We start from the raw sequence: 23,740 nt of genomic DNA on the forward strand, positions 1-23,740 counted from the left end.
AGTACACTGAATACGGGGCTTTTTATGTAGGCCCCGGTTTACCAGCCATACAGGTCTTAAATTGGAAATCTTCAAAGAATTTACCTTCGAATCGGCCCATCGCCTTCCTCACGTTCCGGAAGGTCACAAATGCGGCCGTTTGCATGGCCACTCCTTCCGGGTCGCCATTTACCTACAGGGCGAACCAGATCCGCACACCGGCTGGATCCGTGACTTCTCCGAGATCAAGACCATTTTCAAGCCGCTCTACGAGCGTCTGGATCACAACTACCTCAATGACATCCCCGGTCTGGAAAACCCGACCAGTGAAGTGCTGGTCAAGTGGATCTGGAATGAACTGAAGCCGCTGCTGCCTGAGCTGTCGGCGATTCGCATTCACGAGACCTGCACCAGTGGCTGCGTTTATCGCGGTGATTGATGGGTTGCGCGGATGGACAAGAAACCACCTTCGGGTGGTTTTTTTGTGGCTGGGGTTGAGTGCTTATCCGATCTCGGCGTGGGCCTTGAGAATCATCCGGCCTAACGGCCGAACTGTTTCGCCTTCGGCGAGTTACTTGATAACCCCGCTCTTTTTTTCTACCGGCAGCCAAGGGTTTCGGCTCCCTGTCCGGCCGGACTGGTGGAGGGGGAATGGGAATCGCGCAGGAAATGCTGGCTGTTACTGCGAACCGTTTCTGGCCGAAGGCGCGGTAGGGAAAAAAGGGCCATCCGCTCTCACGGACAGCCCTTCACTCAACCGCCTGAGTGATTTACGCCAGGCTTTTGCTCACCACTTCATACACGTCCGGCGACAGCTGGCCGGAGGCGCGGATGCGCTCCAGTTCGCCTTTCATGAGCGCCTGACGCTTGTCGTCGTATTTGCGCCAGCGGGTCAGCGGTGCCAGTTGACGCGAGGCGATCTGCGGGTTGAAGCCATTCAGTTCGATCACCAGATCGGCCAGGAAGCGATAGCCCGAGCCGTCCGCCGCGTGGAAGTTGATCAGGTTCTGCCCGGCGAAGGCACCGATCAAGGCGCGAACCTTGTTCGGGTTTTTCAGGGTGAAGGCCGGATGCTGCATCAGCGCTTTCACACGTTCGAGACCGCCGGGCAAGGTGCTGCCCGCCTGAACGCTGAACCATTGATCCATGACCAGGGCGTTGTCTTTGAAGTTCTCGGCGAACACCGCCAGCGCCTTGGCTTTCTCGTCCTCGAAAGGCGAGTTGACCAACACCGCCAGCGCGGTCAGGCGCTCGGTCATGTTGTCAGCGGCATCGAACTGCTCGATGGCGGCGGCCAGCACTTCCGGCTTCTGGGTAAGCATCAGGTAGGACAATGCGATGTTCTGCAGCGCGCGACGGGCGAAGTGCTCGGACTCGGCCACGTAAGCGGTCTTCTTCGACAGCTCGCGGTTGGTCTGATAACGCTTCCACAGTGCATCGCTCAAGCTGTTCGCCAGTTGCTGACGAGCAAATTCGCGGGCTGCGTGGATGGCGTCGACGTCCGCCACTTCGCTGATCTCGGTGAGGTAAGCCTCGCCCGGCAGGGACAGCATTTCGGCGACCATGGCCTGATCCAGACTTTCGTCGCCCAGCACCGTACCCAGCGCGGTGACCAGACGTTGATCCATGACCAGTTTCTCACCCTTCTGATGCTGAGCGATCAGCTCCTGCAACACCTGAACCGACAGTTGCTGACCGGCATCCCACCGGTTGAAGCCGTCGGTGTCGTGCTGCATCAGGAACATCAGTTGATCGCGGTTGTACGGGAAGCTCAGTTTCACGGGCGCGGAGAAGCCACGCAGCAGCGAGGGCAACGGCTGTTCGGCCACATCGACGAAGGTGAAGCTGTGCGCGGCTTCGGTGACCGAAATCACGCGAGAGGTGCCGATTGCTGCGGATTCGCCTTGCAGGCGCAGAGGAATTTCCTTGCCTTGCTTGTCCAGCAGGCCCAGCGACACCGGGATCACGAACGGCTTTTTCTCTTCGCCCGGCTGACCTGGCGTGGTCGGCGCGGTCTGGCGGAAAGTCAGGGTGTAGGTTTTCGCTGCGGCGTCGTAGGACTCGGTCACCGCCAGACGTGGCGTACCCGCCTGAGAGTACCAGCGCTTGAACTGGGTCAGGTCGACACCGTTGGCATCTTCCATGGCCTTGACGAAGTCGTCGCAGGTCACGGCCTGGCCGTCATGGCGTTCGAAGTACAGGTCACTGCCCTTACGGAAACCGTCTGCGCCCAGCAGGGTGTGGATCATGCCGACGACTTCCGAGCCCTTTTCGTACACGGTGAGGGTGTAGAAGTTGGAAATCTCGATGAAGCTGTCCGGGCGTACGGCATGGGCCATGGGGCCGGCGTCTTCGGCGAACTGGTGAGTGCGCAGGTAGGCGACGTCCTGGATGCGCTTGACCGTGGCCGAGTTCATGTCCGAGGAGAAACCGGCGTCGCGGAAAACGGTGAAGCCTTCCTTGAGCGACAGCTGGAACCAGTCGCGGCAGGTTACGCGGTTGCCCGACCAGTTGTGAAAATACTCATGAGCGACGATGGCTTCAACCCGCTGGTGAGCGGCGTCGGTTGCGGTTTCGGCGCGGGCCAGTACGGCGCTGGAGTTGAAGATGTTGAGGCCCTTGTTCTCCATGGCGCCCATGTTGAAATCGTTGACCGCCACGATCATGAAGATGTCCAGGTCGTATTCGCGGCCGTAGACCTCTTCGTCCCAGCGCATGGATTTCTTCAGGCTGTCCATGGCGTGCTGGCATTTGTCGATGTTTTCCTGCTCGACATAAATGCGCAGCGTCACCTTGCGCTCGGTCATGGTGACGAAGGTGTCTTCGATGCACCACAGGTCACCGGCCACCAGCGCGAACAGGTAGGCAGGCTTCTTGAACGGGTCTTCCCAAGTGATCCAGTGGCGACCGTTTTCAGAAGGACCCGCTTCAATCGGATTGCCGTTGGACAGCAGGATCGGGAAGTCCTGCTTGCTGGCGATCACCGTGGTGGTGAACGTGCTCATCACGTCCGGGCGGTCGAGGTAATAGGTGATCTTGCGGAAGCCTTCGGCCTCGCACTGGGTGCAGAACATGCCGCTGGATTTGTACAGGCCTTCCAGCGCGGTGTTGGTTTCCGGGTGGATCTTCACGCTGGTGTCCAGGGTGAAGGTTTCGGACGTGGGTTGAACAGTGAGGCTGTCCGGGGTCAGCTCGTAATCGCTGGAGGTCAGGTCGACATCCGCCAGCTTGACCGACAACAGCTCCAGCAATTGGCCGTCGAGCACCAGCGGCGGCAATCCCGCACCGCGCGCAGGATTGCGGCGCATCACCAACTGCGCGTGGACCAGCGAGTGGTCGTCGAACAATTCGAATGTCAGGTGCGTCTCGTCGATGAGGTACTCAGGCGCCTGATAATCCTTCAGGTAAATCATTTTCGGCTGTTCGGTGCGCATGATTCTGTCCTTATTCGTTTGCTAATACATAGCTACCAATACACGGCTACTGATGCACGGCGAGCTGATACGCCGTGTATTTGCGGATGTTGATCACGCCGGTGTCGAAGATCAGATACTGACCCTTGATGCCCAACAGCGTGCCTTCGGCGATGGGGTCCTTGTCCAGATTGAAGCTGACGATCTTGGACGGGTACGCCTCGACCGGGTACTGAATCTCGATGGGCGCGACGTCGTTCAGCAACTGGACCGCCTGCAGACCGAAGCGCGCCTGCAGTCCGGCCAGACCTTCGGCGCAGGACTCGAACAATTGCTGACGAATGGCCGCCAGGTCAACCGCTGGCGCATCGCCTTTTAGCAGCGCGCGCCAGTTGGTGCGGTCGGCGACCTGGCTGCGGAACAGGTCTTCGACGAAGCCCGACTGTTGACGCGTAGCGACGCGCACGATGGGCAGCGCCTGGCTCGCACCCTGATCCAGCCAGCGCGTGGGCAACTGAGTGGCGCGTGTGATTCCGACCTTCACGCCTGACGAGTTGGCGAGATAGACAATGTGGTCGGTCATGCAGAACTGCTCGCCCCACGACGGATCGCGGCAGGTGCCGTGTTCGTGATGGCACTTTTCCGGGCTCATGATGCACAGGTCGCACTGGGCCAGCTTCTGCATGCACGGGTAGCAATAGCCCTGGCTGAAACTGGTCTTGGTCCGACGGCCGCAATGGCTGCAATGGATGGCGCCCAGGTACTCCAGGCGCACGGTCTTGCCGATCAGCGGGTTGACCGGAATTTCCGCGTCACCCAGACGAAAAGCGTATTCAACCCGCGTGGCGTCGAGCCGTGCGGACATTTTGTTGACGGAGCCGCGACCAATCTCGATCAATGGATGGCATCCGACTTGAACAGGATGTTCGGCACTGGAGCCGACTTCGAAGCACACTCCTGCGGACCCATGTAGCCAATGCGTTGGTCTTCGGGCACGTTGCGCACTTCCCAGGCGATCAGTGCCTGCAACGACAGCTCGCGTTGCTCCTGCGTCAACTTGCGGCCATCGGACCACTTGCCGATTTCCACGGCCAGTTTCAGGCTGTCGTAGATGTCCGGGGTGATGTTTTCGATCATTTCAACAAATGAGGACATGGGGCTCTCCCAGAATTAAGCGGGCAATTTTAATGTTTACGGCGCGCTAATGCACCGCCCACAAGACCTGTTGCACAACCGATGATCAGTCCGCCGACATGAGCCCCGTTGGCGATTTCGCCAAAGCCCAGCAGGCTGATCAGCCCGGACATGCACAGCACCAGCCAGACCAGCATCATCACCAGTACGCCACGCGGCAGACGATAGATGGGGTTGGGGGCCAGCATTTGAAAGATCCAGCAGTGACCGAGCAAGGCATACAGCACCCCGGACAGCCCCCCGAACAGGCTCGGACCGCTCCAGAAATACTGGCCGTAGTTGGAAAACGCGCTGAACGCCAGCGTCAGGCCCAGCAGTTGCAGGCTGCCCTGGCGCATTTCGATCCGTCGGCCGAGCTCCCAGAACCACAGGGCGTTCATGACCAGATGCAGCACACCGAAGTGAATCAGCATCGGCGAGACCACTCGCCACCACTGCCCCGCCGCCAGCGACGCCTCGACCGGGGTGAACATGACGTAATCGCCGCTGACGCGGAAATCGTTGAAGGTCAGCCAGCTCAGGGCCTCGTAGTTATCACCGAGCAAGGTCACGCCCGCGACGATCAGACACAGCAGCAAAATGATGCTGGTGACCGGACTGCTGCGCACCTGCACCAGCGGACTTGGGCGGGTCAGCGCCACCACTTCGCGGCCGGGCGGCAACTGAGCGGTGGGGTCGCCCTGGGGGTATTGCTGGTAGAGCTGGCGGATGTCGTCGGCCAGTTGCGGCGCATCCGGCACCCAGAGCACTTGCTCGCCGGCCTCTTCGCTGACCCGATGGGGCACGTTCAGGCGACGCAGCAAATCGACGAAGCCGCTCAGATCGGTGTTCAGCGGCAGGCGTAATACGGCAACCGGATTCATTGGGCAGTCTCCGGCCGCGTGACATCGACCCAGACGAACTTGCCGGGGTCTATTCGAGTTTCCTGATCCAGACGGTAGGCCACCAGCTTGCCGTACAACACAGCGCTGTAATCCAGACAGGCGAGGTTCGGGCGAATCGGCGCGGGAACGCCGCTGCGCCAGTAGTGGCCGACAAACAACAACGGCTCGTCGGCGCCATAGCGCAGCAGAGCGCTTTTCTCGCTGTCGGAGAGCGGCCGCTTGGCCACCGGCTCCGGCAATGCGTCGGGCTGGAACACCACGTCGCCGTAGGTCTGCGGGTCGTCTTCCCAGAACTTGGTGCGAAAGGACGCCCGTGTCAGGCCGTCGCCACCGGTCAGGGTCATGCCGTGGGGCAAACGCATGTCGGTGCCGCGCAGGAGACGGTCGAACACCGCGCTGGCGAAACTGCCCGGCACGGCGGAGGCCTGGACGAAATGCTGGTCGATCCGGCCATCGCCATGGGCGCTGCGCAGCGGCTCGATCAGGCTGGTGTCCCAACAGGCATGAACCAGTCGGAAACGTTCGGCGTCGATGAACAGCGGCAGTTCGTAGAACCAGTCGAGGAAGTCTTTCCAGTCGGCGGGATGCTGTTCGAACTGCGCCAGGGTCTCGCCCAGCAGGCGGGCGTGACGCGGCGTGTGTTCGCGCACGAACTGCTTGCCGCTTTCCGGGGGCGCGGGCGTGCTCCAGCCCAGGGCATTGAATTCATGGTTGCCCATGATGCAGAACGCCTGGCCGGCCACGACCATGTCGTGAACGATATGCAGCGCCTCGCGAATGCGCGGGCCGCGGTCGATGATGTCGCCCAGGAACAGAGCGATGCGTTCAGGGTGGCGCCAGACGCCCGCCTGAAAGCGATAACCAAGAGTGTCGAGCAAGTGCTCAAGAGTCTGGGCACATCCATGCACGTCACCGATCAGATCGTAGCTACGCGCGGGATCGAGCATCAGTCGCCCCCGCCGCCAAGCCGACTGCCCCAACCGAGTTTGGTCCGGCAGACTTCGTAGTAGTTGTGATCGAGCGGGTGAATGAGTCGCAGCTTCTGGGGTTTCTTTTTCACGGTCACGGTGTCACCCGGTGCGCAGGTGAAGTGGTTCTGTCCATCGCAGGAGACCTGTGGATAAATCGTCATGTCCTTTGAGACAACGATTTTCAGCTCACTGTTGCCGTCGACGACAATTGGCCGGCCAGACAGCGTGTGCGGGTACATCGGCACGATGACGATGGCGTCCAGTTTCGGGTGCATGATCGGGCCGCCCGCCGACAGCGCGTAGGCGGTGGAACCGGTCGGGGTGGCGACAATCAGGCCGTCGGCCTTCTGGCTACAGACGAACTGGCCGTCGATGTAGATTTCGAATTCGATCATGCGCGTGGACTTGCCGGGGTGCAGCACCACGTCGTTGAGGGCATCGCCCTGGCCGATGGCTTCGCCGTGACGACGGACTTCTGCCTGCAGCAGGAAGCGGTTTTCCACCAGGTAGTGGCCGTCCAGCACCTCGGCGACCTTCACTTCCAGCTCGTCCGGGCGAATGTCGGTCAGAAAGCCCAGGCTGCCGCGGTTGATGCCCAGCACCGGAACGTTGTGCTTGGCCAGTGCACGGGCCGCGCCGAGCAGGCTGCCGTCGCCGCCGACAACGATGACCATGTCGCAGACTTCGCCGAGCATCTTGCGCGAGGAAGTCTGCATGCCGTGACCGGGAAGCACCTCGGCGATGGCGTCTTCGAGGATCACATGCAGGTGCCGCGATACCAGGAATTTCTTGAGTCGGCGGACGGTCTCGAGCACTTGGGAACTGCCCAGGCGACCAATGATGCCGATATTACGAAATTGCTCCATGGGGCTCCCGCAGGGTCGATACGTGTAAAGAAGGCGATTATGGGCGAAGGGGTCGGTAGCGGCAAATGATGCCTTGGCGTGCGGGGGTGTCTGTAGCAGCAAGGCTTGCCGGCGTGGGCGTCCTTGAAAATGCCTGCGCCGGCGAGCCGGACGGTTACTGGGGATTGTGTGATGGGACGGAACTGGCGCTATTCTCCCCGGATGAACCCGTTCCCGACCCTGTCTGACCTGATTCACGACTTGCGCACGCCACACGTGCGCGATCTGGCGTGGGTCATCCTGTCGCCGCCGATGCTGGCGGTCACCAACTGGCCGCAGCGCCATCCGTTGAGTGGCAGCGACTGGGTGGAGCGTCCCGAGGCACTGGCGACTTTCCTGAGAACGCTGGACCAGGATGCGAGCGCCCTGCTCCTCTGGTTGTCGAAAAGCTCGATCCGCCGTCTGGGTCTTTATTACGAGCGCCTCTGGCAGTTCGCGATTGAGCACGCGCCGGGGGTGGAGATGATCGCCGCCAATCTGCCGATCCGCGTCGGCGGCCACACCTTGGGCGAGCTGGACATGCTGCTGCGAGACCGCCAAGGGGTCCATCACGTCGAGCTGGCAATGAAGCTGTATCTGGGACCTCAGGATGCCGATGGGCAGGATCCGTCGAGCTGGCTGGGACCTGGCAGTCACGACCGGCTGGGCTTGAAACTGGCGCATCTCAACCAGCATCAGTTACCGATGTCGGCGCGACAGGAAAGCCGTCAGGCACTGGCCGCTCTGGGCATTGAATCGTTCAGCGCAGCGCTGTGGCTGGGCGGCTACCTGTTCTATCCCTGGCCCGGTGCATCGACACCACCGAAGGGCGCTCATCGTGAACATCTGCGCGGACACTGGCTGCATCAAAAGGATTGGCCCGCGTTCGCCGCGCAACATCCGCAGGCGCGCTGGCAATCACTCCCGCGTCACGCCTGGCTCGCCCCGGCCCGCGATGACGAGGCATGGAGTATCGCGCAATTCAATGACTGGCTCAGCGCACTCGACCCAATGGCTAACGCGCAGCTGGTCGTTCGCCTGAGCGAAACGCCCGGAGGGCACTGGGAAGAAGCCGAGCGGTTGTTTCTCGTCTCGGATGTGTGGCCGGTCTCGTCCGACCCCGACGTGAGGACAGAGGCCAGGCCCTCCGGCACACCCTTACCGTTGTAGCAGTCCGGCTTGCCGGCGGTGACGCCCTCAAGATCGCAACCGCCGGCAACTACCGGGAACGGGTTGTCACGGGTTACACACTCAACCGCAGCACCAGTGCCGCCAGCGTAATCAACAACACCGGCAGGGTCAGCACGATCCCGACCCGGAAGTAATACCCCCAGCCGATACTCACGCCCTTGCGCGCCAGAACATGCAGCCAGAGCAACGTCGCCAGGCTGCCGATGGGGGTGATTTTCGGCCCCAGATCGCTGCCGATGACGTTGGCGTAGATCATCGCCTCTTGAAGCGGGCCGTGTGCCTGACTGGCGTCGATGGACAGCAACCCGATCAGCACGGTCGGCAGGTTGTTCATCACCGAAGACAGCAACGCCGTGAGCACGCCCGTCCCCATCGCCGCGCCCCACACACCGTGCTCGGCAAACCGGTTCAGCCATCCTGCCAGATACGTCGTCAGGCCCTCGTTGCGCAACCCGTAAACCACCAGGTACATGCCCAGCGAGAAAATAACGATCTGCCACGGCGCCTCTTTCATGACCTTGCGCGTGGAAATCCTGTGCCCCCTGGCAGCGATGCCCAACAGGATCGCCGCGCAGACTGCCGAGATCGCGCTGATTGGAATCCCCAGTGGTTCCAGCGCGAAGCAGCCCAGCAGCAGAATGCCCAACACCCACCAGCCAGCGATGAAGGTGGCCCGGTCGTGAATGGCCGATCCTGGCTCGGCCAGTTGCGTGGCATCGAACGTTTTCGGGATGTCACGGCGGAAGAACAGCATCAACACCGCCAGCGTCGCGGCTACGCTCACCAGATTGACCGGCACCATCACCGAGGCATAGCGATTGAAGCCGATGCCGAAATAGTCGGCGGAGACGATGTTGACCAGATTCGACACCACCAGCGGCAGGCTCGCGGTGTCGGCGATGAAGCCTGCGGCCATGACGAACGCCAGGGTGGTCGCAGGCGAGAAGCGCAGCGCCAGCAGCATCGACATGACGATAGGGGTCAGAATCAACGCTGCGCCATCGTTGGCGAACAGCGCCGATACCAGCGCCCCGAGCAGCACGATGAACGCGAACAGCCAGCGCCCCCGGCCCTTGCCCCAACGCGCAACATGCAGCGCGGCCCAGTTGAAGAACCCGGCCTCATCCAGCAACAGGCTGATGATGATCAACGCGATGAACGTGCCCGTGGCGTTCCAGATGATGTGCCACACCTGGGGAATATCGGCCAGATGCACCACGCCGAAAAGCAATGCCAGCACCGCGCCGAACGTTGCACTCCAGCCAACGCCCAGACCTTTCGGTTGCCAGATCACCAGCGTAATAGTGACCACAAATATAAGGGCGGCGGTCAGCATCAGCGGTGAGTTCTCGGGAGCAGGATGGCCAGAATGCCCAGCAAGGGCAGGAAGGAACACAGGGTGTAGACATACACGATGCCGTGAAGGTCCGCGAGGTGCCCCAACAGCGCGGCGCCGATCCCGCCGAAGCCGAACATCAGGCCGAAGAAGATCCCGGCGATCATGCCGACGTTGCCCGGCACCAGTTCTTGCGCATAGACCACGATGGCCGAGAACGCGGACGCCAGAATGAAACCGATGATCACGCTGAGCACGCTGGTCCAGAACAGATCGGCGTAAGGCAGCGCCAGCGTGAACGGTGCGGCACCGAGGATCGAGAACCAGATCACCGCCTTGCGGCCGATCTTGTCGCCGATCGGCCCACCGAAGAAGGTCCCCGCCGCCACAGCCCCGAGGAACAGGAACAGGTGCAGTTGCGAACTCGCCACCGACAGATCGAAGCGCTCGATCAGGTAAAACGTGAAGTAGCTGGTGATGCTGGTCATGTAGAAAAACTTGGAGAACACCAGAAACGCCAGCACGGACAGCGCGACGATCACCCGGGTTTTGGACAGTCCGTGGGTCGCCGCATGGCCCGCCTTGAGCTTGAACAGCGCTAGATGGCCTTTGTACCAACGGCTGATGGCGTACAACAGACCCACCGAAAACAGCGCGAACAGTCCGAACCAGGCGACGTGACCCTGACCGAACGGAATGATGATCGCGGCAGCCAGCAGCGGGCCGAACGCCGATCCGCTGTTGCCGCCCACCTGAAATGTCGATTGTGCGAGCCCGAAGCGACCACCGGAAGCCAGCCGAGCGATACGCGATGCTTCAGGGTGAAAGGTCGAGGAGCCGATGCCGATCAACGCCGACGCCAGCAGAATCATCGGAAAGCTGCCCACGGTCGAGAGCATCAACACGCCGATCAAGGTGCAGATCGAACCCACCGGCAGCACCAACGGATTGGGATGACGGTCGGTGTAATAACCCACCCACGGCTGCAGCAGCGATGCCGTGATCTGGAACGTCAGCGTGATCAGTCCGACTTGAGTGAAGGTCAGGCCGTAGTTGGCTTTGAGCATCGGATAGATCGACGGCAGCACTGACTGGATCAGGTCGTTGATCAGATGCGCCAACGCCACGGCGCCGATGATGCGCATCACCAACGGGCTGGATTGAGGGGGCGCGGCGGTCGCGGTCGAAGGGCTGGTAACGGCCATCGGAGTTCATCCATCGAACGGTTGATGTGCCGCGAGCAAATTCATTGCAAAAAATGTCGGCGGCAACAGGGGTCGCCAATGTGCCATTTTTTGGGGCAGTGGTGCCATGTTTTGTTGCGCAGGCACCACGCCCGTTCACCTCATGCCGCGGGCTGCATCGCCGAACGCCGGGCCAGGGCGCCGTCCACATCATGCAGCGACACCTTGGACGTTTCCGGCAACGCCAGGCCGCCCACCAACCCCAGCACTGCGATCACGATCAGGTAGAACGCCGGCGCCAGGTTGCTGCCGGTAAGACCGATCAGCCAGGTCGCCATCAACGGCGCAGTGCCGCCGAAGATCGTATAGGCCATGTTGTAGGTGATCGCCGAGGCGGTGTAACGGGTCCGCGTGGGAAAGGTTTCCGACAGCAGAGCCGCCGTCACCACGTTGCACAACACCGCGCCGGTGGCCAGCAACATCACGCCGATGATCGAACCTGCGAACGAGCCGGAACTGGCCATCAGGAAGGACGGATACACCATCACCGCCAGCAGGACACAGGCCGTGATCACCGTGGCCCGACGCCCTATTTTGTCCGAAAACGCGCCTGCCACCGGGCACATCGCCGCCGCGAACAGCAGCGCGATCAGCGACACCAGCAGCGCCGTCGCCCGGCTCAAGCCACCGGCCACTTGCAGATAGGTCGCGAAGTAAGTGGTGAACATGTAGAAGGACAGCGCGGTCAGGGAAATGAACGCGCCCAGTGCGCAGATCGCCCCGCCATGATTGCGAAGGGTTTCCTTGAGCGGGGAATGCGCCACCGCGTGCTCTTCGGCCACCGCCTGAAACGCGGGGGTTTCGTCCATCTTCCAGCGCAGGTACAGACCGACCAGCCCCAACGGCGCGGCGACCAGAAACGGCAAACGCCACCCCCAACCGCTCATGGCTTCAGCGGACAACGAGGCCTCCAGCGCGTAAGCGAATATCGCAGCGGCGGCGAAGGCGGCGAACGTCGACACCGGCACGAAACTGCCATACCAGGCGCGCTTGCCACGGGGTGCATGCTCCATCAGATACGCGCAGGCCCCCGCGTATTCGCCCCCGGCCGAAAAGCCTTGGGCGCAGCGGATGATCGTCAGCAGAATCGGCGCCGTCACCCCGATGGCTGCGTAAGTCGGCAACAGGCCAATGATGGTGGTGGCCCCGGCCATGAGCAGAATGGTGAACGCCAGTGTGCGTTTGCGGCCGATCCTGTCGCCCAGCATGCCGAAAAACAGCCCACCCAGAGGACGAAACGCGAAAGCCACCGCGAACACTGCGAAGGTCTTGAGCAGCGCCACACTGGCGTCGCCGCTGGGGAAGAACTGCTGAGCGATAGTGGTGGCGAGAAAGCCATAGACTGCAAAGTCGAACCATTCGACAAAATTGCCGATACCGGCCGCAACGATGACTTTTCTCAAAGTGGCAGGATCGACCTGCTCGATGGCTGGAGTCGTCATAAAAACCTCGGCGCGCGTAATAAAGATCCGATTATCGGTACAGCGCCTGAGCGGCCTCACTCCAGAAGTGTCGCCGACATACTCAGGACCGACCTGTGGAGGTGTCGGATCCGCAGGATTCGTGCCACACAGTGGACAGCGAGGTTCTTGTGAGGTCAGGAGCGCTTTTGCCCGAAGGGCTCCCAAAAGCTGAACGGCACCGGGTTAGCGCCGATTGCCCTGCAACCCGCCGGTGTGGACAAAGATCAGCCGCGATCCTTTGGCAAAGCGCCCGGCCTCGATGGCCTGGCGCAGCGCGAGCAACGCCTTGCCGGTGTACAGCGGCTCGAATGGAACGCCGCTCTGCTCCTCACACTCGGCGATGAACGCCATCAGTGCGGGATCGGTTCTGGCGAAACCACCGCGACTGGCGGCGATCAGTTCGTAGCGCTCGGGGTTCACCGAGCCGAGGATTTGCTGAATATTTTCTGCAACGCCATGCCCTTCAGGCACAGCCATCGCGCCGTACAACCTGCGCGTTTGCGACTCGGCCAACACCAGGCCGGCCAAAGTGGTTCCAGTACCGCAGGCCAGCCACCAGCCGTGGTAATCGTCCCATCCAGCCTTGCCGAGCTGACTGCGCGCCTGACTCACGATCTCGGCACAGCCCAACGCCCCGTCCAGCCCGCCACCGCCCTCGGGAACCGGATACAGCTGTGGATAACGCTCACGCCATGGCGTCCAGAAATCCGCATCGTGCCGCGCCCGATAGCCTGCGTAACCGAGCCAGTGCAGTTCCATCCCGAACGCCTGAAGATCCTTCACCGTCGCTGTTTCGATAGGATGCCCGCGCAACAGGCCGACCGTGGAAAAATGGAATCGCCTGCCCGCCGCCGCGAGGGCATGAAGATGATTGGAGTGCGCGCCGCCAAGGCTGATTACGCCTTCGGCCCCGGCGTGCTCAGCGGCCCTGAGGTGATGTTTGAGCTTGAACCACTTGTTGCCGCTGATCAGCGGATCGATAAGGTCCAGACGCAGGATGGCGACGTCGATGTCGGCTTGCTCAAGCCAGGGAAGATCGAGGCGGTGCAGCGGGGCTGAAGGCAGCATCTGGTGATTCAGAAGACGAGAAAGCGGCGAGTCTACCACTCAGCCAACGGATGAATCGGGCCTGTAGCAGCCCGGCCGGGCTGCTACAGATGAATCATCGTGGTGTCCTGGCCTACAACTCCGCTGCCAGGCGTGAGCCCTGATTGATCGCGCGTTTGGCATCCAGCTCAGCCGCGACATCCGCGCCGCCGATCAGGTGCACGCTCTGCCCCGCCGCCTGCAAACCGTCGTACAGCTCACGCAACGGATCCTGACCGGCGCAGATCACCACGTTGTCCACTGGCAGCAGTTTCTCTTCGCCCTCGGCGCCAATCCGGATATGCAGACCGGCATCGTCGATCTTCAGGTACTCGACGCTGTTGAGCATCTGCACCTGTTTGTTTTTCAACCCCGTGCGGTGAATCCAGCCTGTGGTCTTGCCCAGCCCGTCGCCCACCTTGGAGGTCTTGCGCTGCAACAGGAATACCTGACGCGCCGGCGCATGTGGGTGCGGCTTGATCCCGGCAACACCGCCACGGGCCGACAGCGCGCCATCGATGCCCCACTCTTCCCAGAATGCGTCACGGTCCAGGCTGGTCGCGACGCCTTGATGCACGAGGAATTCGGACACATCAAAACCGATGCCGCCGGCGCCGATAACCGCCACTGATTTACCCACCGGTTTGCGCCCGAGAATCACGTCAAGATAGCTCAGCACCTTGGCATTATCGACGCCCGGAATCGCCGGAGTCCGCGGCGCGATACCGGTCGCCAGAATCACTTCGTCATAACCCTTGCCTACCAGATCGTCGACCGAGACACGGGTGTTCAAACGCACATCGACGCCGGTGGTCTGCAATTTGCGACCGAAATAACGCAGCGTCTCGAAGAACTCTTCCTTGCCCGGAATGCGCTTGGCGATGTTGAACTGCCCACCAATTTCGCTCGCCGAATCGAACAGCGTCACCTCATGCCCGCGCTCTGCAGCGACCGTGGCCGCTGCCAACCCCGCAGGCCCGGCACCGATCACGGCGATCTTCTTGATCTGTTGCACAGGCAAGTAGTTGAGTTCGGTTTCATGACAGGCGCGCGGGTTGACCAGGCAACTGGTGAGCTTGCCGCCGAAGGTGTGGTCCAGGCAGGCCTGGTTGCAGCCGATGCAGGTGTTGATTTCATCGCCACGACCGGCTGCCGCCTTGTTGACGAAATCGGCGTCGGCCAGGAACGGACGCGCCATGGACACCATGTCCGCGTCGCCTTCAGCCAGGACCTGCTCGGCCACTTCCGGCGTGTTGATACGGTTGGTGGTGATCAGCGGGATCGACACCGAACCGCGCATCTTCGCCGTGACCTTGGCGAACGCTGCACGGGGAACCTTGGTGGCGATGGTCGGAATACGCGCTTCGTGCCAGCCGATCCCGGTGTTGATCAGCGTGGCACCCGCCTGTTCGATGGCCTTGGCCAGTTGCACCACTTCTTCCCAGGTGCTGCCGCCCTCGATCAGGTCGAGCATCGACAGGCGATAAATGATGATGAAGTTCGCACCCACGGCCTCGCGCACTCGCCGCACGATTTCCACCGGCAGACGCATGCGATTCTCGTAGCTGCCGCCCCAGCGGTCGGTGCGATGGTTGGTGTGGGCGACGAGGAACTGGTTAATGAAATAGCCTTCCGAGCCCATGATTTCCACGCCGTCGTATTCAGCGGTCTGGGCCAGGGTCGCGCACGTGACGAAGTCCTGAATCTGCTTCTCGATGCCCTCTTCGTCCAGCTCCTTGGGCTTGAACGGATTGATCGGCGCCTGAATCGCACTCGGCGCCACCTGCTTGGGGCTATAGGCATAACGACCGGCGTGAAGGATCTGCATGCAGATCTTGCCGCCCGCTTCGTGAACGGCCTTGGTGACAACGCGATGGTTGTCGGCTTCTTCGGCGGTGGTCAGTTTGGCAGCACCGGAATACACACCGCCTTCGGTATTGGGTGCAATCCCGCCCGTGACCATCAGGCCGACCCCGCCGCGCGCACGCTCGGCGAAATACGCGGCCATGCGTTCGAAGCCACCCGGCTTCTCCTCGAGGCCCGTGTGCATGGAACCCATCAGGGTGCGGTTGCGCAGCGTGGTGAATCCCAAATCCAGCGGGGCCAGCAAATGCGGGTAGTGAGCGGCGGCCATACGAAACTCCATCAAGCATCATCACGGGACGCGAGCACTCTGTGGCGCTCATCGATTTATCAAGGCTGGAACGATAGCCCTGTTCATGACGCAGACATTAAACAGCCCTTCAGTCACGCTCAATGACCGAAAGTGACAAGTTAATGATCATGGTGCTCAGCGGGTGACCGAATGAGAGGGGTGACACGTTGCTTTCGCCGATCAACACGCTGGCCTTGGGGCAAGGCCAGCGTCAACACTCAGCAGTGAGAAGGCATCAACGACCCAGCATCACCGTTTGCAGGCGCGCCTGCGCTTGCTGGACGGTCCGGGCCTGTGCATTCAGGTCCTGTAACAGCGCGTTCAGTTCCGCCTGCACTTTGGGGTCCTGGACCTTGACCACCGGGCCATTGATTTCAATCTGCGCCTTATGCGCGTCGAGGTAATCGGCCACCTTCAAACTGCTGTCCAGGGTGCTATTGATCTGAGGCACCACGCTCAGGAATGTATTGGCGGGGACGCTCACGGTCCGGTCATACGCGCTGTCGTAAACCGCTTTCAGGTCCTCAGGCTGCTTGAGCTGAGCATGGGCGCTGTCGGCCTTGACCTGTTGTGCCTTGAGCTGCGTGGCCATGTCGTTCAAACCGCTTTGCACCGCCTTGAGATCGTCACGGCGCGACACCACATCGCCCAACGAGCGCACGGCGCCCTTCTGGACAAGACTGCCCAAGGGTTTGACGCTGGCATCCATGCCGCTGTTGAAATCGGTGATCACCGCGTAGTGAGTCGCGTACTCGCCAAACGACTTCGATTCATCGGCGGTCAGTTTGGGCACATGAACCCCCGGCTTGTCGACGATGCGGGTCTGCAGGAATTGCTTGAATGCGGCGCGCTGGTCAGGCTCGCTACTTCCGCAAGCGGCCAGTGCGAGGGGAAGCGCGAGCGCGAGCAACCAGTGAGGGCGAAATGAGACGTTCATGTCAGTGAATCTCCAGGCAGTGAATAAGCCCGTGGCGGCCCCATGCTGCACACGAGCGCGGATGAGTGAAGCGGCGCCGTCCGGGTTGGGTTCGCTGCCTGACCGGCGCAGTAGCGTGTGGCCCACGCAGGGGCGAACCTGCTCTGAGCGTGATGCTAGATAGCTTAATGAACATTAAATTCACTCTGGATCCGTTTTTTTTGCCGTTTTGAGGACTGTCCCTCATTCAGCGACGCGAGGGTGGGGAGGTTCGCGAGCGACCGTCTCCATCGTCTTGCTGCTGTGCGGCAGGTCCTCAGCACGCAGGCGTCACACACGCTGCGGGCCGGATCAGAAGCCAGCAACGGCTCCCGAGGGCACTCTCCCCGCTATTGATCTATTCACAATGGTTATAAGACGCGCGCCGCCGATTCCAGCTAGGCTGTTGCCCACTTAACACGCACCCCAACAAGAGGACACTGTCATGGCTCTGCGCATCAACGATCTCGTTCCTGATTTCAACGCTGAAACCGATCAGGGCGCTATCTCATTTCATGACTGGATTGGATCAGACTGGGCGATTCTGTTTTCGCACCCTAAGGACTTCACCCCGGTGTGCACCACCGAATTCGGTGCCGTCGCGCAACTGGCGGCTGAATGGAAAAAGCGCGGTACCAAGGTAATCGGCGTGTCGGTCGATGGGGTCGAAGCCCACCAGAAATGGAAAGGCGACATCGAAAAGTTTTCCGGTGCCAAGGCCGGCTTCCCGATCATTGCAGACGAAAAACTGGACGTCTCCAAAGCGTTCGACATGCTGCCCGCCGAAGCTTACCTGCCGGACGGCCGCACCCCCAACGATACCGCGACCGTGCGCTCGGTCTTCATCATCGGACCAGACAAAAAGCTCAAGCTGTCCATGACCTACCCTATGTCGGTGGGTCGCAACTTCGCAGAAGTGCTGCGCGCACTCGATGCGCTGCAACTGACCTACAACGTTCCGCTCGCCACCCCCGCCAACTGGGCCGCTGGCCAGGACGTGATCGTCGCCCTGAGCCTCAACGATGAACAGGCACGTGAGAAGTACGGCGCAATCGACGTCAAACTGCCTTACCTGCGTACCGCCAAAGCGCCGAAGTAACCCATGTGTAAAACGCCTGCCCCGCCGATTCGGCCGCAGGCGTTTTTCATGCCCAGTGCCATGCTGCCGAATTATCGTTAAACCCTTGTTTTGTCGTATCCTGCCCGCCTCTTGATTCCGCATCCGCTTTTTCATCAGGCAATCATCCGTCCCCCATGCGCAAAGTTCTTGGCACGTTCATAACAGTGGTACTGGCGATCCTTCTCGTCAGTTATGCGCTGTGGACGAGCAAGCGACATGCCGGCCATTACCTCACGGACCTGCGCATTCAACTGGTGATCAACGATGGTCAACCCGGCGAGCGCGGCAACCTGCTGGGCATTCAACCCGAACTGTTTCCTTCGGATTATTCGAGCCTCAAGCGCCTGCACCGCAAACTCGCGGCGTATCTGGACCAGGCTCGGGAGCGCGGTCTGCTCAACGACAAAACCATCGTCGTACTGCCCGAACACATCGGCACCTGGCTCTTGGCAGTCGATGAAAAATCGCAGTTCTATCAGGCCACGACCATCGAAGAGGCCATGAACTGGCTGTCGTTCAGCAACCCGTTGCTGTTCCTCGATGCGCTGTTTCATACCCGTGGTGAGAGCTGGCTGGATGACGTGCACTTGCGCATGAAGTCGCGCAGCATGGCGCGCGATTATCAGACGGTCTTCGGAGGGCTGGCCAAGGAGTTCGGCGTGACACTGGTGGCCGGCTCCATCGTGTTGCCCAACCCGAAGGTGCAGGACGGGCAGTTGTTGATCGGCACAGGCGCGCTGTACAACAGCAGTCTGGTGTTCGGACGTGACGGCTTGCCGATGGGGCAGCCACAACGGCAACTGTTTCCCAACTGGTATCAGCGCGGCTACATCCGCGCCGGTAAAAAGGCGCCGCTGCACGTCGTCGAAACGCCAGCCGGCCGCCTCGCCACACTGATCGGCAGTGACAGTTGGTATCAGGATAATTACACGCGCCTGAACGAGAGCGGGGCCGAGCTGATCGCCGTCCCGGCTTTCGTTGCAGGGACTGGCAGTTGGTCGCAACCGTGGCGGGACGATAAACACGAGGCGCTCGCCGCTCATCTGCAACTCGGCGCGCAGCCCTTGAGCGAAGGCGACGCCTGGCGACGCCTGACCCTTGCTCCCATGACCCGCGCCAAAGCCGGCATCAGCGTCTTCATGCGGGGACAGTTCTGGGATCAAGGCAGTGCCGGTCACAGTTTCGCCAGTCGCGGCGGCCAGAGCATCGCCGAACAGTCCGTCAGCGCCGCGCCCAAAGGCGCCAAACCCGGTCACGGGGCGCGCCTGATCAATCTGTGGTTGTGACCGGTGAACACGCCCCGGGTCCGCCTCGGTGATCTGTCGGTCGGCTTCGTTCACAGTCTGGCCGATGCGGTTCGCAGTCATGGGCACGACCCCTTTTCCCTCCTCGAGCAATACGGCCTGGACCCTGCGCGGCTGGCCGAGGCCGGGGCGCGCTTGTCGATCCCGCGCTACATGCGTTTGGGGCACGGGGCGATTCAACTAACGGGTTCGCCTGCCCTTGGCCTGCGCATGGGGCAACTGAGCCGATTGAGTCAGGCGGGGCTGGCGGGTGTGACAGCCGCCCAGGCCCCCACCGTACGCGAAGCGGCACGTACGCTGATCCGCTTCGAGCCGTTATACGGTGCCAACTATCGCGGGCAGTCAAGCTTTCACGAAGACAGCAGCGGCGCCTGGTTGCGCTTCTATTCCATCAGCCCCTACAACGACTACAACCGTTTCGTAGTGGATTCGATTCTCGCGGGTTGGCTGCATCAACTGTCGACGCTGGCGGGGACGACGGTGTGCGCCGAGCGGGTCGAGATCGAGTTCGACGCCCCCGCGTACGCGTCTGAATACAGTGATTTGAGCGAGCATCCGGTGAGTTTTGCGGCGGGCGTCAATCAGTTGCGCCTGAGCCAGCACAGCCTCGGGCTGCGCAATCCCGGTCATGTGCCGAGCACCTGGCGCCACCTGTTGCAGTTGTGCGAGCGGGAACTGGAGCAACTCACCCGCACCCGCAGCCTGCGTGAACGCATCACTCAGTTACTGGGGCCGTTGCTCAATGGGGGGCGGGAGCCGGATCTGGAGGAAGTGGCAGCACGACTGAAGCTGCCGACCTGGACCCTGCGCCGCAGACTTGCGGAGGAAGGCACGCGCTTTCGCACGGTTCTCAATGATACGCGTCGGGATCTGGCGATGACCTATATCCGCGATACGGAACTGGCCTTTGGCGAGATCGCCTATTTACTAGGGTTCGCTTCGGCCGAGGCCTTTCAACGCGCCTTCAAACGCTGGAACGGTGAGACTCCGGGGGAGTTTCGTCGCAGCCAACGTCGTTCGGTGTGACGTGATACCGGGCGGTGTCTACAGTTCGGTAGCGTCGTCCGCAGGTTCCAGCGGATCGAGTTCGTAAGCCTGATATTCCAGTAGTTCTTCTTGGTAGTCGTCCATTACTCATGCCCTCGTGGCTGGTTTCTTTCGCATCGGTAGTCTTTTTCTGTCGTTTCAGCGACTGATTCACTGACCACGACCTTCACCCTAAAGTGCCCTCATGAACAAAACATGAAGGCTTCTTGAACAGTTGACGAGGTGAATTCCGAAAAATTTACCGGCACATCCCTGTCGAGGCTCTGGGGCGGGATCCGTAGCCAGCTGTCAGAATATTTAGCTCAAGAAAAAATATCGCGCAAGCGGTCAGGAAAATTCCTGGGGCAGCCTATCCGCGGCACGACACACAGAACCATCGCTGTAGCAGCACGGCTTCCCGGCGCTAGCGATGTCAAGAACGCGACCGCCGGCAAGCCGGACTGCTACAGGACGGTGTCGAATCGGGATTGCTGCGACACCCCCTTGACGCCACTGGCCTGCGCGCAATAGTCTTCAGGCCATGAACGTCACCCAGCATTTCTTCGGCCAGATAATTATTACCGCCATTCCAGTCATGGCGGGTTAGCCGACGTTTGCACCGAACCCGCCCTAGAGGCGGGTTTTTTCTCTCTGTCTCCCGGGCCCCGAACCTCGAACCAGGAGTCAGACATGATCATCATTCGCCCGTCCCACGCTATCCAGCCGTCCCTCGCCCCCCGTTCGCCACGACTGATCGTCGTCACCCCCAAGGCGAGGCCGACACGATGAACCAGATGCTCGAACGTGCCTCGGTCAATGGTGACCTGCTGAACCACTACGCCAAGAAAATCCTCACCTCACGCGTCTACGACGTCGCCGTGGAAACACCGCTGCAAGGCGCCCGCCAACTGTCCGAGCGGCTCGGCAACCAGGTCCTGCTCAAGCGCGAAGACCTGCAACCGGTGTTTTCCTTCAAGATCCGCGGTGCCTACAACAAGCTGGCGCAGCTGAGCGCCGAAGAACTGGCCCGTGGCGTGGTCACGGCCTCAGCGGGCAACCACGCCCAAGGGCTGGCGCTGGCGGCGAAGAAACTGGGGATCAAGGCGACCATCGTCATGCCCAAGACGACACCCGAGATCAAGGTTGAAGGTGTGCGTTCGCGGGGCGGAAAAGTGGTGCTGCACGGCGACTCGTTCCCCGAAGCGCTGGCGTATTCGCTGAAGCTGGTCGAGGAAAAAGGCTACGTCTACATTCACCCTTACGACGATCCAGACACCATTGCCGGGCAAGGCACGGTGGCCATGGAAATCCTCCGTCAGCACCCGGGCAAACTGGATGCGATCTTCGTCCCGGTGGGCGGCGGCGGGCTGATCGCGGGCATTGCGGCGTATGTGAAATACCTGCGGCCGGACATCAAGATCATCGGCGTCGAGCCGGACGACTCCAATTGTCTGCAACAGGCCATGGCTTACGGCGAGCGCGTCGTTCTGCAGCAGGTCGGGCTGTTCGCCGACGGCGTGGCGGTGGCGCAGATCGGCCAGCACACGTTCGACATCTGCAAGGATTACGTCGATGAGGTGATCACCGTCAACACCGACGAAATCTGCGCGGCGATCAAGGACATCTACGACGACACCCGCTCGATCACCGAGCCTGCGGGCGCCTTGGGTGCGGCGGGCATCAAGAAGTACGTCGAGCAGTACGAGGTCAAGGGCCAGACGTTCGTGGCCATTGAATCGGGCGCCAACGTCAACTTCGACCGCCTGCGCCATGTCGCCGAGCGCGCCGAACTGGGCGAAGGCCGCGAAGCGATCATTGCCGTGACCATTCCCGAACAGCCCGGCAGTTTCAAAGCGTTCTGCGAAGCCGTGGGCAAACGACAGATCACCGAATTCAACTACCGCTACCACACCGACCGCGAGGCGCACATCTTCGTCGGCGTGCAGACCCATCCCGAGAACGACCCGCGCAAGGCCCTGATCGCCAGCCTTACCGCGCAGGGCTTTCCGGTGCTGGACCTGACCGACAATGAACTGGCCAAGCTGCACCTGCGGCACATGGTCGGTGGGCATTCGGAACGTGTCAGCGATGAAGTGGTGTTCCGCTTCGAATTCCCCGAACGGCCGGGCGCGTTGTTCAACTTCCTCAACAAGCTGGGCGGCAAGTGGAACATTTCGATGTTCCACTACCGCAACCATGGCGCGGCGGACGGTCGAGTGGTCGCGGGGCTGGTGGTGCCCGAGGACGAACGGCATCTGGTGCCCCAGGCGTTGGCGGAGATTGGCTATCCGTATTGGGATGAGACGAATAACCCGGCGTACAAGCTGTTCCTGGGCTGAATCAGAGCTCTGGGGTTCCCCTGTAGCAGCACGGCTTGCCGGCGGTGGCGATTTTGAAAGCGCTACCGCCGGCAAGCGGAGCGCCGCCCGGCCGTACTGCTACAGATTCAAGCTTACTGAGCCGCTGGCGTCGTCTCGGAAGCGGGTGCCGGCTCTACCGCGGGAGCACTCACTTCGGGAGTCGCTGTTGGTGCAGGGCTCGGTGCCACCTCTGCAGGCACCGCAGTCTCGGCTTTCAACGGCTCAGGCTCGGCAGGCGCTGGCATCGGTTCGCTGCTTTGCTCGGCCGGCGCAGCGGGTTCGGTGGTCNGGAGCGACCGCAGGGGTCGTGGCGGGCTTCTGCTCGGACAATGCAGCAGGCTTGGCCGCCGCAACAGGTTCCGGCATGCCCATGTCAGTCTTGGGTTTCTCTTCGATGTGCGCCGCTTTCTTCACTTCAGGCGGCAGGAAGTTTTCCACGAGCGCGAAAAAACGATCATAAAACTTGGCGGACGCCACCGTTTCACTGGCGACCTTGACCATCGAGTCGTCGGTGGAGCCAATCGGCATCGACACAGAACCCAGGACACCCACCCCCAGACTCGCCGAGTTGTTCACTTTCTTCAGCGCATAACGATCCTGCAGTGCGTTGGCGAACATGGTGGCCTTGGTGTCCGAACCGCTATCCGCCGCGCAGACCACGTTGAAGCTGATCTCCATGTGGGTCTCGCCGGTCTGCTGGAAGCTCTTGTGGCCGCTGATGATCTTTGGATCGCTGCTGGTGATGATGTAACCCTGGCTCAGCAGCGCACGCCGGCCGGCTTCGCAACTGGCGGCATCGGAGACCGGATAGCTACGCGAGAACGTTCCGGCATCGTCGAAGTTTTCGTGTTCGTAGATCGCCTGCTTCTTCGACGAGCAGCCTGCTCCAGCCAGCAGGGCCAATACCCAGCATGCGGTACGAAAGCTCAGTAATTTAGACATCAAACATCCCGGGGAAAAGGTCGACAGAACAGTGGACCGAAGAAAACGCCGGTAAGTCTGCAACAAGGCTCACGCGGGATCAACGCAGAGTTTGCAAGGATGTCGATACATCGTCGATTTTCCAGGGACTTGCACCCCCGCCAGCCCCGCTGCGCGGCGGTATCGGGGCAACCGCCGCGCGCAATGGCGCTGTGGGTGAAAGTCGCTCAAAGGCCTCAGCAATCGACTGACGG

At 61.3% G+C, this 23,740-nt stretch carries 18 protein-coding genes and 2 pseudogenes; 6 read left to right on the plus strand and 14 right to left on the minus strand.

The window, feature by feature from the left end; translation table 11 throughout:
• Nucleotides 1-61: 61 nt before the first annotated feature.
• Entirely contained in the window at nucleotides 62-418 is a 357-nt protein-coding gene (gene queD, locus D3M70_RS18215) for a 6-carboxytetrahydropterin synthase QueD (protein WP_074755358.1), read from the plus strand.
• Between the two features lie 331 nt (nucleotides 419-749).
• On the opposite strand, the gene pepN is transcribed toward queD, so the two are convergent.
• The 6 genes from pepN to D3M70_RS18245 are packed head-to-tail and all read right to left on the minus strand — an operon-like array spanning nucleotide 750 to nucleotide 7,307.
• Nucleotides 750-3,413, minus strand: coding sequence for an aminopeptidase N (gene pepN / locus D3M70_RS18220; protein WP_120127101.1), 2,664 nt, complete (start codon nucleotides 3,411-3,413; stop codon nucleotides 750-752).
• 46 nt (nucleotides 3,414-3,459) lie between these two features.
• Nucleotides 3,460-4,290: a DUF2797 domain-containing protein gene (locus D3M70_RS18225; protein ID WP_165869839.1), complete on the minus strand. Its 831-nt coding sequence runs from the start codon at nucleotides 4,288-4,290 to the stop codon at nucleotides 3,460-3,462.
• Nucleotides 4,287-4,547, minus strand: coding sequence for a YeaC family protein (locus D3M70_RS18230; RefSeq protein WP_120127102.1), 261 nt, complete (start codon nucleotides 4,545-4,547; stop codon nucleotides 4,287-4,289). Before D3M70_RS18230 ends, D3M70_RS18225 begins: the two co-directional genes overlap by 4 nt.
• 29 nt (nucleotides 4,548-4,576) lie before the next feature.
• Nucleotides 4,577-5,449 carry a rhomboid family intramembrane serine protease gene (locus D3M70_RS18235; protein WP_120127103.1) on the minus strand — a complete coding sequence of 291 codons (873 nt, stop codon included), beginning with the start codon at nucleotides 5,447-5,449 and terminating at the stop codon, nucleotides 4,577-4,579.
• Nucleotides 5,446-6,420 carry a metallophosphoesterase gene (locus D3M70_RS18240; RefSeq protein ID WP_375232999.1) on the minus strand — a complete coding sequence of 325 codons (975 nt, stop codon included), beginning with the start codon at nucleotides 6,418-6,420 and terminating at the stop codon, nucleotides 5,446-5,448. Before D3M70_RS18240 ends, D3M70_RS18235 begins: the two co-directional genes overlap by 4 nt.
• Nucleotides 6,417-7,307 (minus strand): NAD(+) kinase, encoded by an 891-nt coding sequence (locus D3M70_RS18245; RefSeq protein ID WP_120127105.1) that lies wholly within the window; start codon nucleotides 7,305-7,307, stop codon nucleotides 6,417-6,419. Before D3M70_RS18245 ends, D3M70_RS18240 begins: the two co-directional genes overlap by 4 nt.
• A 201-nt stretch (nucleotides 7,308-7,508) precedes the next feature.
• Here D3M70_RS18245 and D3M70_RS18250 point away from each other — a divergent pair, with 201 nt between their 5' ends.
• Complete coding sequence (locus tag D3M70_RS18250; RefSeq protein ID WP_120127106.1) at nucleotides 7,509-8,495, plus strand: DUF1853 family protein; 987 nt, start codon at nucleotides 7,509-7,511, stop codon at nucleotides 8,493-8,495.
• Nucleotides 8,496-8,568: 73 nt separating this feature from the next.
• Here the strand turns inward: D3M70_RS18250 and D3M70_RS18255 are convergent, their stop codons facing one another.
• The 6 genes from D3M70_RS18255 to D3M70_RS18280 form a co-directional block, all read right to left on the minus strand.
• On the minus strand, nucleotides 8,569-9,852 hold the full coding sequence (locus D3M70_RS18255) for an arsenic transporter (protein WP_120127107.1): 1,284 nt from the start codon (nucleotides 9,850-9,852) through the stop codon (nucleotides 8,569-8,571).
• Nucleotides 9,852-11,057, minus strand: coding sequence for an MFS transporter (locus D3M70_RS18260; protein WP_120127108.1), 1,206 nt, complete (start codon nucleotides 11,055-11,057; stop codon nucleotides 9,852-9,854). Before D3M70_RS18260 ends, D3M70_RS18255 begins: the two co-directional genes overlap by 1 nt.
• Nucleotides 11,058-11,197: 140 nt before the next feature.
• Entirely contained in the window at nucleotides 11,198-12,538 is a 1,341-nt protein-coding gene (locus tag D3M70_RS18265) for an MFS transporter (protein ID WP_120127109.1), read from the minus strand.
• Nucleotides 12,539-12,742: 204 nt separating this feature from the next.
• Nucleotides 12,743-13,627, minus strand: coding sequence for a 1-aminocyclopropane-1-carboxylate deaminase/D-cysteine desulfhydrase (locus D3M70_RS18270; RefSeq protein WP_120127110.1), 885 nt, complete (start codon nucleotides 13,625-13,627; stop codon nucleotides 12,743-12,745).
• Nucleotides 13,628-13,739: 112 nt separating this feature from the next.
• Nucleotides 13,740-15,779 (minus strand): NADPH-dependent 2,4-dienoyl-CoA reductase, encoded by a 2,040-nt coding sequence (locus D3M70_RS18275; RefSeq protein WP_120127111.1) that lies wholly within the window; start codon nucleotides 15,777-15,779, stop codon nucleotides 13,740-13,742.
• Between the two features lie 256 nt (nucleotides 15,780-16,035).
• Complete coding sequence (locus D3M70_RS18280; RefSeq protein WP_120127112.1) at nucleotides 16,036-16,737, minus strand: DUF3053 domain-containing protein; 702 nt, start codon at nucleotides 16,735-16,737, stop codon at nucleotides 16,036-16,038.
• A 463-nt stretch (nucleotides 16,738-17,200) separates the two neighbouring features.
• On the opposite strand from D3M70_RS18280, the gene D3M70_RS18285 reads away from it, so the two are divergent.
• The 4 genes from D3M70_RS18285 to ilvA all read left to right on the plus strand — a co-directional run bounded on the left by D3M70_RS18285 (nucleotide 17,201) and on the right by ilvA (nucleotide 22,544).
• Nucleotides 17,201-17,854, plus strand: a complete 654-nt coding sequence (locus tag D3M70_RS18285; protein WP_120127113.1) for a peroxiredoxin — start codon at nucleotides 17,201-17,203, stop codon at nucleotides 17,852-17,854.
• A 155-nt stretch (nucleotides 17,855-18,009) separates the two neighbouring features.
• The gene (locus tag D3M70_RS18290) at nucleotides 18,010-19,161 is read left to right on the plus strand and encodes a nitrilase-related carbon-nitrogen hydrolase (RefSeq protein WP_120127114.1); all 1,152 of its coding nucleotides are present in this window, start codon (nucleotides 18,010-18,012) and stop codon (nucleotides 19,159-19,161) included.
• A gap of 3 nt (nucleotides 19,162-19,164) precedes the next feature.
• Entirely contained in the window at nucleotides 19,165-20,205 is a 1,041-nt protein-coding gene (locus D3M70_RS18295; protein ID WP_120127115.1) for an AraC family transcriptional regulator, read from the plus strand.
• A gap of 794 nt (nucleotides 20,206-20,999) precedes the next feature.
• On the plus strand, nucleotides 21,000-22,544 hold the full coding sequence (gene ilvA, locus D3M70_RS18300) for a threonine ammonia-lyase, biosynthetic (RefSeq protein WP_120127116.1): 1,545 nt from the start codon (nucleotides 21,000-21,002) through the stop codon (nucleotides 22,542-22,544).
• Nucleotides 22,545-22,657: 113 nt separating this feature from the next.
• Here the strand turns inward: ilvA and D3M70_RS33345 are convergent.
• A pseudogene (locus D3M70_RS33345) lies at nucleotides 22,658-22,853 on the minus strand (DUF2242 domain-containing protein); the annotation flags it as partial.
• A gap of 1 nt (nucleotide 22,854) precedes the next feature.
• A pseudogene (locus D3M70_RS18305) lies at nucleotides 22,855-23,507 on the minus strand (DUF2242 domain-containing protein); the annotation flags it as partial.
• Between the last annotated feature and the right edge of the window lie 233 nt (nucleotides 23,508-23,740).

This window comes from Pseudomonas sp. LS-2 (assembly GCF_003605735.1).
In the GTDB taxonomy this organism is placed as follows: Bacteria; Pseudomonadota; Gammaproteobacteria; order Pseudomonadales; family Pseudomonadaceae; genus Aquipseudomonas.

Excerpts from the sequence above, each read along its gene's own strand:
- pepN (WP_120127101.1), bottom strand. The coding sequence starts at position 3,413 with ATGCGCACCGAACAGCCGAAAATGATTTACCTGAAGGATTATCAGGCG.
- D3M70_RS18230 (WP_120127102.1), bottom strand. The coding sequence starts at position 4,547 with ATGTCCTCATTTGTTGAAATGATCGAAAACATCACCCCGGACATCTAC.
- D3M70_RS18235 (WP_120127103.1), bottom strand. The coding sequence starts at position 5,449 with ATGAATCCGGTTGCCGTATTACGCCTGCCGCTGAACACCGATCTGAGC.
- D3M70_RS18245 (WP_120127105.1), bottom strand. The coding sequence starts at position 7,307 with ATGGAGCAATTTCGTAATATCGGCATCATTGGTCGCCTGGGCAGTTCC.
- D3M70_RS18250 (WP_120127106.1), top strand. The coding sequence starts at position 7,509 with ATGAACCCGTTCCCGACCCTGTCTGACCTGATTCACGACTTGCGCACG.
- D3M70_RS18255 (WP_120127107.1), bottom strand. The coding sequence starts at position 9,852 with ATGCTGACCGCCGCCCTTATATTTGTGGTCACTATTACGCTGGTGATC.
- D3M70_RS18260 (WP_120127108.1), bottom strand. The coding sequence starts at position 11,057 with ATGGCCGTTACCAGCCCTTCGACCGCGACCGCCGCGCCCCCTCAATCC.
- D3M70_RS18265 (WP_120127109.1), bottom strand. The coding sequence starts at position 12,538 with ATGACGACTCCAGCCATCGAGCAGGTCGATCCTGCCACTTTGAGAAAA.
- D3M70_RS18270 (WP_120127110.1), bottom strand. The coding sequence starts at position 13,627 with ATGCTGCCTTCAGCCCCGCTGCACCGCCTCGATCTTCCCTGGCTTGAG.
- D3M70_RS18275 (WP_120127111.1), bottom strand. The coding sequence starts at position 15,779 with ATGGCCGCCGCTCACTACCCGCATTTGCTGGCCCCGCTGGATTTGGGA.
- D3M70_RS18280 (WP_120127112.1), bottom strand. The coding sequence starts at position 16,737 with ATGAACGTCTCATTTCGCCCTCACTGGTTGCTCGCGCTCGCGCTTCCC.
- D3M70_RS18285 (WP_120127113.1), top strand. The coding sequence starts at position 17,201 with ATGGCTCTGCGCATCAACGATCTCGTTCCTGATTTCAACGCTGAAACC.
- D3M70_RS18290 (WP_120127114.1), top strand. The coding sequence starts at position 18,010 with ATGCGCAAAGTTCTTGGCACGTTCATAACAGTGGTACTGGCGATCCTT.
- ilvA (WP_120127116.1), top strand. The coding sequence starts at position 21,000 with ATGCTCGAACGTGCCTCGGTCAATGGTGACCTGCTGAACCACTACGCC.